This is a genomic window from Streptomyces sp. NBC_01454 (assembly GCF_036227565.1).
Taxonomy (GTDB): Bacteria; Actinomycetota; Actinomycetes; order Streptomycetales; family Streptomycetaceae; genus Streptomyces.
The window spans coordinates 2451127-2464587 of record NZ_CP109460.1; the positions used below are offsets into that span (position 1 = coordinate 2451127).

General features: G+C 75.0%; 11 protein-coding genes. 5 read left to right on the forward strand and 6 right to left on the reverse strand.

Going from position 1 to position 13461, the window contains the following annotated elements:
• The first annotated feature begins 118 nt into the window (after positions 1-118).
• The 3 genes from OIU81_RS10560 (at position 119) to OIU81_RS10570 (ending at position 1540) form a co-directional block, all read left to right on the forward strand.
• Positions 119-958 (forward strand): hypothetical protein, encoded by an 840-nt coding sequence (locus OIU81_RS10560; protein ID WP_329146164.1) that lies wholly within the window; start codon positions 119-121, stop codon positions 956-958.
• A gap of 97 nt (positions 959-1055) precedes the next feature.
• Positions 1056-1421 carry a hypothetical protein gene (locus tag OIU81_RS10565; protein WP_329146166.1) on the forward strand — a complete coding sequence of 122 codons (366 nt, stop codon included), beginning with the start codon at positions 1056-1058 and terminating at the stop codon, positions 1419-1421.
• Complete coding sequence (locus tag OIU81_RS10570; protein WP_329146168.1) at positions 1418-1540, forward strand: hypothetical protein; 123 nt, start codon at positions 1418-1420, stop codon at positions 1538-1540. The genes OIU81_RS10565 and OIU81_RS10570 overlap by 4 nt, the downstream gene beginning before the upstream one ends.
• A 542-nt stretch (positions 1541-2082) precedes the next feature.
• Here the strand turns inward: OIU81_RS10570 and mnmA are convergent.
• Entirely contained in the window at positions 2083-3213 is a 1131-nt protein-coding gene (gene mnmA, locus OIU81_RS10575) for a tRNA 2-thiouridine(34) synthase MnmA (RefSeq protein ID WP_329146171.1), read from the reverse strand.
• Positions 3214-3267: 54 nt separating this feature from the next.
• Between mnmA and OIU81_RS10580 the strand changes: the two genes are divergently transcribed.
• The gene (locus OIU81_RS10580; protein ID WP_329146173.1) at positions 3268-3996 is read left to right on the forward strand and encodes an N-acetylmuramoyl-L-alanine amidase; all 729 of its coding nucleotides are present in this window, start codon (positions 3268-3270) and stop codon (positions 3994-3996) included.
• 12 nt (positions 3997-4008) lie between these two features.
• Here the strand turns inward: OIU81_RS10580 and OIU81_RS10585 are convergent, their stop codons facing one another.
• Positions 4009-5178 carry a cysteine desulfurase family protein gene (locus OIU81_RS10585; RefSeq protein WP_329146175.1) on the reverse strand — a complete coding sequence of 390 codons (1170 nt, stop codon included), beginning with the start codon at positions 5176-5178 and terminating at the stop codon, positions 4009-4011.
• Positions 5179-5394: 216 nt separating this feature from the next.
• Here OIU81_RS10585 and OIU81_RS10590 point away from each other — a divergent pair, with 216 nt between their 5' ends.
• The gene (locus OIU81_RS10590) at positions 5395-6060 is read left to right on the forward strand and encodes an alpha/beta fold hydrolase (RefSeq protein WP_329146177.1); all 666 of its coding nucleotides are present in this window, start codon (positions 5395-5397) and stop codon (positions 6058-6060) included.
• Here OIU81_RS10590 and OIU81_RS10595 read toward each other — a convergent pair.
• From OIU81_RS10595 to OIU81_RS10610, 4 genes are all read right to left on the reverse strand, one after another.
• The gene (locus OIU81_RS10595; protein ID WP_329146179.1) at positions 6038-9622 is read right to left on the reverse strand and encodes an SAV_2336 N-terminal domain-related protein; all 3585 of its coding nucleotides are present in this window, start codon (positions 9620-9622) and stop codon (positions 6038-6040) included. The genes OIU81_RS10590 and OIU81_RS10595 overlap by 23 nt on opposite strands.
• A complete protein-coding gene (locus OIU81_RS10600; protein WP_329146181.1) occupies positions 9619-10635 on the reverse strand; it encodes an AAA family ATPase in 1017 nt (338 codons plus the stop codon). The genes OIU81_RS10595 and OIU81_RS10600 overlap by 4 nt, the downstream gene beginning before the upstream one ends.
• A 72-nt stretch (positions 10636-10707) precedes the next feature.
• Positions 10708-12882, reverse strand: a complete 2175-nt coding sequence (locus OIU81_RS10605; RefSeq protein ID WP_329146183.1) for a VMAP-C domain-containing protein — start codon at positions 12880-12882, stop codon at positions 10708-10710.
• Entirely contained in the window at positions 12879-13349 is a 471-nt protein-coding gene (locus OIU81_RS10610; RefSeq protein ID WP_329146185.1) for a CU044_2847 family protein, read from the reverse strand. Before OIU81_RS10610 ends, OIU81_RS10605 begins: the two co-directional genes overlap by 4 nt.
• Positions 13350-13461 lie beyond the last annotated feature (112 nt).

A 13461-nucleotide genomic window follows, 5' to 3' on the forward strand; every position in this document is an offset into this window, starting at 1 on the left:
CGCAGTTCCACTGCGACACCAGCACAGACCCAGCACCGACAACCGCACACAGAACGGCCCCCGGCGGGACGGCAATCCCGATCCGAGGGCCTGATCACAAGGAAGCAGTACCTTCCCGATGACTTCAGCGCATTCTAACGCGCCCTCCTCCGCGCCCTCACGCCCTTCCAGCGGCGTCATCCACATCCGTACGCGCCAGACCTCCCACTTCACCGTCCTCGCCAACCGCCTTGCGCAGCGCGCCGGCAGCGCGGTCACGGTCGGCGTCGCGGCGTACATCCTGTCCCTCCCCAATGGCGCACCGATCACCATCGACGCGCTCTGCACGCACTTCGCCGAGGGCAAGACCGCACTCGCCGGGGCGCTGCGCGAGCTGGAGGCCGAGGGCTGGCTGGAGCGCCGCGTCGAGCGCGGGCCGCGGGGCCGGATCGTCACCCGTACGTTCGTCCACGACCTGCCGGGAGCGGCCCGGCAAGCAGCCACGGGAGCGCCCCCGGAGACATCCGGCCCGGGCGCCCCCGGGGCCGCCGCCGAAGCGCAGCGCCCGCCACGATCAGTGCCCGCGCCGGTCACCGGCCCACCCTCGCCGCAAGCGGCGGAGCTCCTCACCGCCCTCCCCCACCGCGACCGCCGGCTGCTCCTCTCCGAGCGGGAGATCACGGCGCTCACCCCGGCCGTCACGGACTGGCTCGACCGAGGTGCGGCCCCACAGGAGATCACCGAGGCCCTGACCAGCGGCCTGCCCGCCCGCCTCACGCGCCGCCCGGCCCGCCTCCTCGCCCACCGCCTCTCCGCCCTGCGCCCGCCGCCCCGCACGGCCCCGCCCGCACAGCCCGGCCGCCCACCCGTCGTGCCCCTCCAGAACTGCGAAGGCTGCGACCGCGCTTTTCGCGCCGACCGTCCCGGGCACTGCCGCGACTGTCGCTCTGCCTCGCCGGAGGTGTGGTGTGCCGCATGACACGAACCGCGCCACGGGTGCCGTCAGGATTCCCGGCAGCTGTGGAAGGCGCGCGAGTAGGCTGGGACGCCCGGCAGAGCGAGGAGACGAGTTCCGCATGAGCAGCCAACCAGTGCACAGCGACGGTCCCCTCATGCCGATGCCTGATCTGACCCTCCCGGCCCTGCGCTCGGCGGTCGCCGCACTGGCCCCCGCCAAGCTGCCGGAGCTGGTCGAGGAGATGCAGCAGGCATTCGACCGGGCGGGCCAGGACGGCAGCACGGCACCGATCCGCATGTTCTACCGTCGCTGGGCCATCTTCGTCGCCATCGAGCGTGATCCGGCCAGAGCAGCCCGATTCCACGCGGCGGAACAAGTGCTGGAGTCCAGCGAGGCCGGAGACGAAAGACAGGACGCCGTTCGACTGATCGGGAGCATCGTGCGCACCGCGCAGTGTGAGGTCGAGGCGCTGGAGGCCGGGTGAGCACGTGGACGTGGGAGTACGAACCCGACGACTACGGTGACAGCCTGCCGCCATCGGTCAGAGCAGAGACCGAACGGATCTGCGCCGAGCTCGCCGTCGTCAACTCGATGATCTACTGAGAAGGCGCTGCCTACCAAGGACCGTCGCCGGGGCTTCGGGTCGAGCACGGAAGGACGTCCGGGGGCCGATATCTCATGCTGAGCTATCTGACGGACGTGCGCGGGGAACGCATCGTGGTGGTCAGCGTCTCCTGTCTGTGAACCACCTGGGCAGGTCCAGCCGGACCTACGCCTCTGCCCGCGCCTGCCGCCGAGCGATGCAGGTGGCGGAGCCAGGGACGCGGAAGCGCACCCGCAGAGCTGCGCGGCAGGGGCCAGGACACCAGGGGAGGGCAGCCCATGAGGGTGCAGAAGGAGAGCCCGGTGCAGACCGTAGAGATGTGGCGATTCGAGGAAATCGACGCGGTACGCCCAGGCGGGAATCCCGTACTACCTCATCGTCAACCCCATAGAGTGCAAGTGCCTGCTCTACTTGCTGCCGAGCGGTGCGCACTACCGGGCGTCGTTGGAGGCCGATTTCGGTGAGCCGGTGCCGATCCGTGCCCCGGTCGACGCCGCGCTCGACACCACGGTGCTCTACACCTACTGAAGCCCCCGACCCGCTACGCCTCCGCCCGCGCCCGCCGCTCCGTGGTGGCGATGGTGGCCGAGCCGACCACCCGGGTGCCGTCGTAGAGGACGATCGCCTGGCCGGGGGCCACGCCGCGGACCGGTTCGGTGAAGGAGACCCGGAGCTCGGTGCCGTCGACCAGATCGGCCGTGACCTCGGTCTCGCCGCCGTGGGCGCGCAGCTGGGCGGTGTACGTGGCGGGGCCGGCCGTCGGGGGGCGGCCGCACCAGCGGGGGCGGATGGCGGTCAGGGCCGTGACGTCGAGGGCTTCGACGGGGCCGACGGTGACGGTGTTGTCGACCGGGGAGATGTCGAGGACGTAGCGCGGCTTGCCGTCGGGGGCCGGGTGGCCGATGCGCAGGCCCTTGCGCTGACCGATGGTGAAGCCGTAGGCGCCCTCGTGCGTGCCGAGGCGGTTGCCTGACTCGTCGACGATGTCGCCCTCGGCCGCGCCGAGCCGCTTGGCGAGGAAGCCCTGGGTGTCGCCGTCGGCGATGAAGCAGATGTCGTGGCTGTCGGGCTTCTTGGCGACGAACAGGCCGCGGCGGGCGGCCTCTTCGCGGATCTCGGCCTTGGTGGTGAGGGTGTCGCCGAGCGGGAACATGGCGTGCGCCAGCTGGCGGTCGTCGAGGACGCCGAGGACGTAGGACTGATCCTTGGCCATGTCGGAGGCGCGGTGCAGCTCGCGGGTGCCGTCCTCGCACCGGACGACCGTGGCGTAGTGGCCGGTGCAGACGGCGTCGAAGCCCAGGGCCAGGGCCTTGTCCAGGAGCGCGGCGAACTTGATCTTCTCGTTGCAGCGCAGGCAGGGGTTCGGGGTGCGGCCGGCCTCGTACTCGGCGATGAAGTCGTCGACGACGTCCTCACGGAAGCGTTCGGCGAGGTCCCAGACGTAGAAGGGGATGCCGATGACATCAGCGGCGCGGCGGGCGTCGTGCGAGTCCTCGATGGTGCAGCAGCCGCGGGCGCCGGTGCGGAAGGACTTGGGGTTCTCGGAGAGCGCGAGATGCACGCCGGTCACATCGTGGCCGGCCTCGGCGGCGCGGGCCGCGGCGACGGCGGAATCGACACCGCCGGACATGGCGGCGAGTACGCGGAGGCGGCGGGGGGCGTCATCAGTCATAACCCGTCCAGGGTAGACGGAACCGCCGACCGGGCGGAAAGCGTTGATCAGCGCATGGGGAAAAGTGACGGGGAGCACGGTGACGGGGGTGGCGGCGAGGGGGCCGCGCCCGGGGTGACGCGGCGGCGGGCGCTGTGGATCGGGGGCGGCTCGGTGGTGGCCGCCGGGGCCGCGGCCGTCGCGGCACGGGACGAGCTGGCGCGCTGGTGGTGGCGGCTCCCGTGGAACGACAAGCCGCGGACGGCGGGCGAGGTCGACTTCCGGGGCGCGCGGTGGGTCGCGGCGTCCCCGGAGAACTACCGGCGGGCCGACCGGCCGGCGGACTACGGGATCGACCGGGTGGTCGTCCATGTCGTCCAGGGCAGCTTCGCGACCGCGCTGAAGGTCTTCCAGGATCCGGATCATGAGGCGGGCGCCCATTACGTCGTCCGCAAGGACGGATACCTCGCCCAGATGGTCCGTGAACTGGATGTGGCCTTCCATGCCGGGAACCGCGGCTACAACGAGCGGAGCATCGGGATCGAGCACGAGGGGTTCGTGGACCGGCCGGAATCCTTCACCGCTGCCATGTACGCGTCGTCGGCGCGGCTGACGGCGGGGATCTGCCGGCACTACGGCTTCCCGGCCGACCGGGAGCACATCGTGGGGCATGTGGAGGTGCCCGGGACGGATCACACCGACCCGGGGCCGCACTGGGACTGGGACCGCTATCTGCGGCTGGTCCGGGCCGAGCTGCACCGGGCCGCACGGGCGACGGAGCGGCCGCCCGCACGGAAGGCTTAGGGCGGAGAGGCCCTAGCTGAGGCCCGCGCTCCGCGCCCGTTCCACGACCGGGCCGATGGCCTGGGCCAGGGCCGCCACGTCGTCCGCCGTGGAGGTGTGGCCCAGGGAGAACCGCAGGGTGCCGCGGGCCAGCTGCGGGGACATGCCGGTGGCGAGCAGGACGTGGCTGGGCTGGGCGACGCCGGCGGTGCAGGCGGAGCCCGTGGAGCAGGCGATGCCCTGGGCGTCCAGGAGGAGCAGCAGGGAGTCGCCCTCGCAGCCGGGGAAGGAGAAGTGGGCGTTGGCGGGGAGCCGGCCGGCCGGGTCGGGGTCGCCGCCGAGGACGGCGTCCGGGGCGGCGGCGCGCACCGCCTTGACCAGGTCGTCGCGCAGCGCGCCGATGTCGCGGGCGAAGTCCGCGCGGCGGGTGACGGCGCTGTGGCCGGCGGCCGCGAAGGCGGCGATGGCGGGGGTGTCGAGGGTGCCGGAGCGCACCTGCCGCTCCTGGCCGCCGCCGTGCAGCACCGGCACCGGGGCGTACTCACGGCCCAGCAGCAGGGCGCCGATGCCGTACGGGCCGCCGATCTTGTGGCCGGAGACCGTCATCGCGGCGAGCCCGGAGGCGGCGAAGTCGACCTCCAGCTGGCCGACGGCCTGCACCGCGTCCGCATGCAGCGGAATCCCGAACTCCGCGGCCACGTCGGCGAGTTCACGGACCGGCTGGACGGTGCCGATCTCGTTGTTGGCCCACATGACCGTGGCGAGCGCGACATCGGCGGGGTTGCGGGCGATGGCCTCGCGCAGCGCGCCGGCATGCACCCGGCCGTAGCTGTCGACCGGCAGCCATTCGACCCGGGCGCCCTCGTGCTCGGCGAGCCACTCCACGGCGTCGAGGACGGCGTGGTGCTCGACGGGGCTGGCGAGGACGCGGGTACGGGACGCGTCGGCGGCCCGGCGCGCCCAGTACAGGCCCTTGACCGCGAGGTTGTCGGCCTCGGTGCCGCCCGCGGTGAAGACGATCTCGCTCGGGCGGGCGCCGAGGGAGGCGGCGAGGGACTCGCGCGCCTCCTCGACGGTGCGCCGGGCCCGCCGGCCGTCGGCGTGCAGCGAAGACGCATTGCCGGTGACGGTCAGCTGGGCGGTCATCGCCTGCACCGCCTCCGGGAGCATCGGGGTGGTGGCGGCGTGGTCGAGGTAAACCATGGTGCGCACGATTCTACGAGCTGGCGCGACGGGCTCCGGGGGCGCATCCGCAGCGCGCGGAAGCTTGGCGTGCCGGGGCGTGGGTTCGCCGGGCCGGGACGCGGTGCGGGGCGCGGCGCCGGGCGGCCCGCACCCGCTCTCCGCCCTCGACACCTCTCGACACCCCTCGACGCCCCTGTAAGGAGTAACTAGCCTGACGGTCATGACTGGACGGTCATGACTGGCTGGGTTCTGGACCGTACGTTCCGCACGGCGTCGGGCGACGAGGCGCGATGGGCCGCGCTGGGGGCCGGGCAGGATGTGTCGCTCGGCGCCCAGGCGCGCGTCTTCACGGAACTGCTGGCGCACTGGGAGCCGGCCGGGACCGGGACCGGGCCGGCCGTGGTGGCGCACGACTTCGGCGGCTGTGTGGCCTTGCGGGCGCATCTGCTGGGCACGCACCGCGAGGTGTTCGGGCAGCTGCCGCCGGAGCTCCACCGGGCGCTGGTGCGGGAGTACGTGTCCTCCGCGAGTCACGCCGGGCTGCCCCCGGCCGTCCTCGACCGGCTGGTCGAGCCCTGGTGCACGGACGAGGGGCAGCCGGCGTTCTACCGGCAGATCGGGCAGAACGACCAGCGGTTCACCGACGAGATCCAGGAGCGGTACGGCGAGCTCGCGCTGCCCGCGCTGATCTGCTGGGGCACCCGGGACACCTGGATTCCGCCCGCCAGGGGCCGTGAACTGGCGGCGCGCATCCCGGGCTCCCGGCTGCGGCTGATCGACGGTGCGGGGCATCTGGTGCAGGAGGACGCCCCGGCGGAACTCACCGCGGCGCTGGGGGAGTTCCTGGGGGAGGACGGCGGGTCGGGCCCCGCGGCGGCTACGGGCCAAGGCGGCGGCTGAGGGTGCGGAGAGCGGCGAGCATCTCGGCCGCCCCGGCCTCCGCCGCCGTGAGCGCGTCGGAGGCGGTGAGCGACTCCAGGGCGGCGCGCAGACGGGACAGACCGGCGCGCGGGGTCCGGCCCGTCCGCTCCATCTCACGGACGTGGCCGTCGAGTTCGGCCGCCAGGGCGTCCAGGGCATCCAGGGCGTCCGGTGACGTGGCCGGGTCGGCGGTCCGCGGACCGGTCCCCTCCTCCGCGGGCGGCCGCAGCCGCAGCCGCAGCTGATCGCTGAGCGTCCGGACGGCCGCCGTCAGGTCGCGCAGTGCCGTGCCGGTGCGGGCGGTCTCCGCGGCGCGCGAGAGCCCCGGCCGGTGCGGACCGGCGGGCGAGGGGTCGGGCTTCTCCCGGAGCAGGGTGCGCAGTTCGGCGGTCTGCGGGGCGGCGAAGTCCTCCAGGACGGCGAGCGCCTCGCGCCAGTTCGCGCGGGCGCCCTGCTTCCGTCCCAGGGCGGTCCGGGCGTGTCCCCCTGCGGTCAGTGCATCGGCCCGCCACCGCTCCCCGCCCGGTACCAGCAGGCTCTCCGCCGCGTCCTCGGCGGCCGTGACCGCCTCGGCGGGCCGGACCAGGGCAACCATCGCCTCGGCCATCCGGCAGCGGGTGCGGCCCGCCCACAGGCGCTGCCGGTCCGCCTCGAACAGGGGCAGTGCCCGGGAGAGTTCACGGAGCGCGCCGGCGGGCCGGCCGGCGGACGACAGTGCCACGGCGTGGGCGTAGTGGCCGTGCGCGAGCCGCGGGGATCCGGCGGCGGCGTCGCGGTGGAGGCCGACGCTCCGCTCGGCGAACAGCACGGCCTCGTAGCTGTTGCCGGTCGCCGCCCAGAGCCGGGCCAGCGCGCCGAGCACCAGGGCCTCGCCGAGTGCGTCACCACGGCGCCCGCACTGCTCCCATGCCGAGGTGAGATGCCGTTCCGTGGTGCCGTGCCGCGCCTGGTGCAGGGCGATGAGCCCGCGCGCGTACGGGGCCCGGAAACGGGTCAGCGCATCCCCGCAGCGGCCGGCCAGCTCCTCCGCCCGGCGCGCCGCGGCCTCGGCCTCGTCGGCCCTGCCCAGCGCGAGGTACGCCTCGGCCAGCGCCAGCCGGGCCCGGCCCTCGGCCCGGGCGTCACCCGCCCCCGCCGCCCGCGCCGCCACGGTCCGGGCGGCCGGCTCGAAGGCGGCGGAGAGCGCCCCGCAGTCCGCCGTCGTCCCGGCGAGCAGCAGGAGGTCGGCGGCGGTGCGGACGGTCCGCGGGGAGCGGAGCACGGCACGGCGGACGAGGCCGAGCAGCCGCGGCAGCTCCTCGGCCCAGAAGGCCAGGGCCTTGGTGCGGTCCTTCGTCGTGGGCAGGGGGCCGGGCGAGGAGACCCGGGCCAGGTCCTGGAGCGTCCGCTCCCCCGGGTACCGCAGGGCGTACATCTCCCGGCCCGCGGCCAGGTACCAGGCCAGCAGCCGCGACAGCGCCGCGTCCCGCTCCGCCGCGGGCAGTTCGCGCCCGGCGGCCTCGCGGGCCGGGTCCCGCACCTCGCCGGCGAGGCGGTGACGGTCGCCGGCCGCTTGCTCCAGGGCGCCGGCCGCCCTCAGCTCGTCCAGCAGCGCCCGGGTCCGCGGTGCGGTGTCGTCCAGCAGCGCCACCGCGGCGCCGAAGGGGAGGCCGGCGGGCGGGGTGTCCGCGAGGTCGGCCATGGCGAGCAGGCGGACGGCGCGGCGCGCGGGTTCGCAGAGCTGCCCGTCGAAGCGCGGGGGCACCGGCTCGGGGCGGCGCTGCGGCGGCACCACCCCGTCCGGCCGGCCGGGTACCGCACCCCCCAGCCGCTCCAGCACCGGGCTGGCCAGGACGGCGAAGGCCCGCGCCGAGGCCCGCAGCCGCAGCTCCCCGTCCTCATCGCCCATCAGGACCGGGAAGTCGGGCAGCCGCCCCATGTACGGCTCCAGCGACCGGCCGACCGCCTCGACGACCTCCACGGCCGCCTCCGCGCCCAGCCCGCTGAACAGCAACTCCCGTACGCCGGGCCGGAAGTCGTAGACGGGCTCGGCGGCCGGGCCCGGTGGCGGTGCGCCCAGGGCGCGGTCCAGGGTGTGGGCGGCGGAGGTGTCCCGGGCCCCCGCGGTGCGCTCCAGGAGGCCGCCGAGGAGGATCTCCGCCACATGGGTGGGTCCGGCGTCGCGCATCGTGGCGGCGCGCACCAGCTGCATCAGTGGGGTGGTCAGGGGGCGGACGGCGGAGAGGCGGACCGCGAGCCGGTAGGCCTCGGGGGAGAACGCGCCGCGGAAGTGCGCCAGCAGCTCCTCGGCGCTGCCCTCGGGCCGGGCCGGCCCCCGGTGCCCGGGCAGTTCGTCCAGCAGCACGGTGTCGATCAGATGCGGCACTCCGGGGCGGGTGAGCAGTCCGGCCCACTGCTCCAGCGCGGACGCGGTCGGATGCAGCACGGGCAGCGCGAGCACCCCCGCCGCCTCCGGGTCGCGCTCGCCGCTGAGCGGATCGCAGACGAGGAGGCGGCCGAGGCCGTCGAACTCGCCGGGCGCGGCCAGCAGCCGGGGCCGGGCGTCCAGGGCGGTGCCGCGCCACAGCCGCCGGGGCAGCGGGTTCAGGACGGCCAGCGGGCCGCCGCTGCCCCATGCGGCCAACGCGCGGACGGTCTGCGGGCTGCGCCAACCCGGGCTGGTGCCGTCGGTCAGCAGGAAGGTCACCGAGGCGCCCGCGGACCGCCGGCGGTGCACCGGGCCGCTCGGGTTCCGGGGGTCGATCCGCTGGATCCGGACGGAGCGGAAGACCGTGCTCCGGGCGAGCAGCGCGCGCAGTTCGGCGGCGAGCGGCCCCCATACCTGCATGGCGGCCGAGCAGTCCACCAACAGCACGGCCGACCAGCGCCGTTCCTGCTCCGGGCGGGCGACGACATCGAGGAAGCCGGTCTCGGCGGCGAGCCGGACGGTGGCCTCGACGTCGGTGACGGTGCGGTGCGGGTGGTCACGGGATCTGCGCAGCGGACGCAGCGCCCGGCCCAGCTGCTGGGCATCGGGCAGCGCACGCCCACCGGGCACCCGCGCGGGCCGGGCCCGCTCCGCGTCGTGCGCACCGCCCTCACTCCCCCAGGCGTACAGGGCACGCCGGGGCGGGCCGGGGGGCGTCAACGGCCGTGTGAGGTCGGGTCGTTGAGGGTCACAAAGGGAAGCCGAGGGGTCGGTGGCGTCGGCAGGGTCGGTGGCGTCGGCAGGGTCGGTGGAGTGGGCCGGGTCGGTGGAGTGGGCAGGCGTCGCGGGTGCGGCGTCCACCGACTGGACGTCAGGTGCCGGGTGTGAAGCGGCCGTTGTGTCGTCGTCACCACCGGCCTCCGCGCCCGCCCGGCGGCCCTCCCCTCCGGCCCCTTCCCCGTCCCCCGTCCCACCCACACACTCCCCCGCATCCCCCAGCTCCCCCGCGTCCCCCGGTCCCCCGGCCGCCGTACGCCCCTCCATCACCCGGGCCAGCCACAGCACGTCGAGGAGTTCGGTGGCCCCGAGGTCGTAGCCGGCGGCCGACATCGCCTGTCGCAGTCGGTCGATCATGGCGCCATGGGCTCGTCGAGGCGGTGCAGCACGGCGCCGAGCAGCTCGTCCTTGGTGAGGTCGGCGCCGCTGATGCGCAGGTGGACGGCGGCCAGCAGCTGGTCGGTGGCCAGTGTCTGGGTCTTCGCGCGCTGGTGGAAGACCTCGATCAGGTCCTCCGCCGCGGCGACCGCCCGCTCGCCCAGGTTGTGTTCGATGATCTTCCGCAGCCGGTCGCCGGTCGGCTCCGGCAGATCCAGCCGCACGCACCGGCGCAGGAAGGCGGGCGGGAAGTCCCGTTCGCCGTTGCTGGTCATCACGACCACCGGGAAGTGGGCGCAGCGCACCACCCCGCGGTGGATCGCGACCCGCTCCCGGCTTCCGCTCAGCAGGACCTGCACGTCCTGCTGGTGCTCGGGCAGCCGGGCCAGCTCCGGGATCTCGAACTCCCCCTCCTCCAGGACCACCAGCAGGTCGTTGGGCAGGTCGATGTCGGCCTTGTCGAGTTCGTCGACGAGCAGGACCCGGGGCCGGCCGGCGGCCAGTGCGCTGCCGAGCGGGCCCAGGCGCAGATACTGGCCGATGTCTCCGGCGGCCGTGGCGCGCGGGGTCCTGGGCCGGCGCACCGGGCCGTGGGACGCCTCGTGCTCCCGGCGCAGCGAGGCCTCCCGGAGGCGGCCCACGGCGTCATAGCGGTAGAGGGCGTCCTGGAGCGTGGAGCGGCTGTTGACCGACCAGCGCAGCACGTCGCCGAGCCCGAGTTCCTCGGCGACGGCATGGGCCAGCGAGCTCTTGCCGGCGCCGGGGCGGCCGGTGACCAGCAGCGGACGGTGCAGATGCAGCGCCGCGTTGACCACGGAGATCTCGTTGCGCTCCAGGAGGTAGGGCGCACGGGACGCCGCCGTCCCCCCTTCGGCCGGGAAGCGCCGCCAGGGTGGTGGCGCGGGCAGGTCCGCCGGGCCGCGGAACACCCACCAGGCTTCCGGCTCCGCCTCCGGGTCGTGGGGTGCGCCTGCTGCGCTCTGTCCGGTCACCGCACGTTCTCCTCGTTCTTCGCTGTGTACTGCCGTCCACGGGGCACCGTGTTCACGTGCGCACGCGGGCATTCAGGGCTGGGTCAGCACCCAGGCGTCCGGGGCGAGTTGTGGGGGGCGGTGGTCGGGCGCGTCGTAGAGCAGGGACAGCCGGCGGCCGTGGTGGGAGGTGCTCTCCGGCTCGGCCATCGCCTTGGCCCGCTCCAGGCGCACCACCTCGGGGACCTCGGTGTGGTCGGCGCCGTCCACCAGGGCCAGCAGGTCCTGGGCGAGCTGTGCGCCGTGTTCGGCGCGGTGCCACAGGACGGTGTGGACGCCCGCCTGGACGCACTGCCGCAGCAGCGTGCCGTGGTGGTCGGGCGAGCAGCACACGATCACCGTCCCGGCGTCGCGGTGCACCTCCAGTTGGGCGCGGGCGACCATCCGGTCGGTGTGCCGCTCGTCGAGGACCAGGCGTTTGGCGTGCGGCAGGGCCGCGGTGCGCTGTTTCCATCCGGCGTAGCTCTCCCGGGAGCGCTCCGTGGTCCGCACCACCACCCGGCGGGTGATCCCCGGGACGAACGGCCCGTCCTCGTCGCCGTCGGGTGACTCCCACGAGTCGACGTCCAGCCCGAGCCAGGCGGACGGCAGGAAATACTCCACCAGGGCGGTCTCCGGGTCCTCCCGGACCTCGGTGCGCAGCACCCGGCGGATGTCGTCGACCACCTGCTCGCTGCCCGCCTCGGCATCGCGGACCAGCGCGAGACGGTGCGTCCGGCAGTCGGTGAGGGTCCAGATCTGGTAGGTGAAGCGGCGGCCGGTGGCGGTGGGCAGCAGCTCCACCTGGACGCGCGGGGCGGCGGGGGCGGCGGCGCCCGGCAGGCCCGGCGCCGGGGTGCGGACCGGGGCGGCGGCCGCGACCACATCGGCGCGGAACTGGCTGACCGCCGCCTCGTCGACGCCCGAGCGGGCGCCCACGCGCTCGACCCAGGCGTCCAGGTCCTCGGACGGATAGGCGCCGGCCGCGCTCTCCTCGACGCTGATCCGCACCACCCCTTGCAGCAGCGGCGGCACGGGCGCGCCGGTGAGGGAGCTGAAGCCCTCCAGTGCGTCCATCACGTCGGCCAGGCCGGCGACGGCGGGCAGTTCCGGGGCGTGCGGGAGGACCCGTTCGAGGAGGGTGCGCGCATCGGTACGGGTGCAGTGGGCCAGCAGGCCGGACAGATCGCGGCGTTGACGAGTGGTCAGGTACTCGCCGGGGCGGACCGTGCGGGCGGCGCGGCGCAGCCGTTCCCAGTCCTCGCGGGCGCCGTGGTGGCCGGACCGGGGGTGCGGCTCGTAGGGGCCGGCGGCGGGCAGCGGCTCGTAGTCCCGTACGAGGTCGAGGAGTTCGGGGATGCCACGGCGGACGCCGACCGCCAGGCCGACCAGCCGTTCGAGGTCGGCCGCCGGGCCCGCCGAGGGTCTGCCCAGCCGGGCGGCGAGCCGTTCTTCGCAGGCCAGTACCGCCTCGCGGCCCTGGAGTACCCGCTCCAGCGCGGTGAGCAACTGCTGCACCCCGCGCCGGGCGGTGGGCACCGCCGAGGGCGGCAGCTCGGGGAGTTCGGCCTCGATGGCCGGGACGCTGATGGCGTACATCGTCGTCGGCGGGGCCCCGGGGGCGGCCGGTTCCGGAGCGTGGCGCACGGCCGCGACCAGACCGACGACGGCCTGCCGGGCGCGGTCCCACAGCGGCCCGCCGCTGAAGCCCTCGGTGACCTCGGCGCCGCCGAGCACGTCCAGGGCGATCCAGGGCGGGGCCGAGACCCGGGGCACGGCGCGCACGGTGGGCAGCGGATTGCCGCTGGCCCATAAGGCGATGGTCTCGTTGGCGTAGCTGTGCTGGAGGAACGGTGCGGGCTCGGCGCCGGCGGGCGGGACCCCGTCCAGCTCCAGGACGGCCAGATCGCCGTGGTAGGGCACCTGCCCGGGCCGGACCGGGGCGCTCGTGGTGGCCGTGGCCCGCGGCGGCACCCACATCTCCCGGACGACCCGCCCGGTCAGATCGCGGCCGGCCGCGACATGGGGCAGCCGGAGGGTGACCGGGTCGCCCCCGCCCGGGGTGTCCTGGGCGAAACGGTCCCTGCCCAGTGCGCTGTTGACGACATGGGCGCAGGTCAGCACGAGCCGCTCGGCGACGAGTACGCCCGCGCCGACCGCCCGGCCGTCGTGGCGTAAGGAGACGAAGGACTGCTGGAGCGGGGTGTCCGGGCCTGCGCCTGCGATCACGGCGTCGCCGTCCCCCCGGATCCGTCCGTGCCGCTGCCGAGGTTCCAGGTGGCGGACACCTTGAAGCTGGCCTCGCCACTGCCGGAGAACACCCCCAGGCTCAGATCGGAGCCGAGCGTGACCCCGAACTCGACGGTGACCGCGTCGGGGCGGTGGCTGCCGGCGGAGATCGAGCGGTGGATCTGGCCGAGGACGCCGCCGAGCGGGCGCAGGGCCTCTTCCAGGGCCTCGCCGCCGCGGGTCAGCGCCCGGCTCATCCGGGCGTCCACGCTGACCGGCAGGGCGGCGCCGTAGCCCTCGGGAAGCTCCAACCCGTCCTCGTCGCCGGGGTGCCGGCCCCGGCCCCCGTCCGCCGGCTGCTGTCCGGTGGACCGCTCGTGTGTGCCGGACCGCTGCCCCGCGGCCGGTTGCCCGTCCCGCAGCCAGACCACGGTCGCGTCGTCGATTCTGAGAGCCACATCCCCCATGGCGAGCAGTCTGGCATGCGCCGGTCGGCCACGGCCTGCTCTTTGCGTCACACTTTTTCACCAACGCCCCCGGGACCAGCTGTGGAACGGGGCCGGACGCGACGCCGGGGCG

What these genes read in the sequence shown, in the direction of transcription:
- OIU81_RS10560 (WP_329146164.1), top strand. Translation starts at nt 119, where the DNA reads ATGACTTCAGCGCATTCTAACGCGCCCTCCTCCGCGCCCTCACGCCCT.
- mnmA (WP_329146171.1), bottom strand. Translation starts at nt 3,213, where the DNA reads ATGACTGATGACGCCCCCCGCCGCCTCCGCGTACTCGCCGCCATGTCC.
- OIU81_RS10590 (WP_329146177.1), top strand. Translation starts at nt 5,395, where the DNA reads ATGACTGGCTGGGTTCTGGACCGTACGTTCCGCACGGCGTCGGGCGAC.
- OIU81_RS10580 (WP_329146173.1), top strand. Translation starts at nt 3,268, where the DNA reads ATGGGGAAAAGTGACGGGGAGCACGGTGACGGGGGTGGCGGCGAGGGG.
- OIU81_RS10595 (WP_329146179.1), bottom strand. Translation starts at nt 9,622, where the DNA reads ATGATCGACCGACTGCGACAGGCGATGTCGGCCGCCGGCTACGACCTC.
- OIU81_RS10610 (WP_329146185.1), bottom strand. Translation starts at nt 13,349, where the DNA reads ATGGGGGATGTGGCTCTCAGAATCGACGACGCGACCGTGGTCTGGCTG.
- OIU81_RS10585 (WP_329146175.1), bottom strand. Translation starts at nt 5,178, where the DNA reads ATGGTTTACCTCGACCACGCCGCCACCACCCCGATGCTCCCGGAGGCG.
- OIU81_RS10565 (WP_329146166.1), top strand. Translation starts at nt 1,056, where the DNA reads ATGAGCAGCCAACCAGTGCACAGCGACGGTCCCCTCATGCCGATGCCT.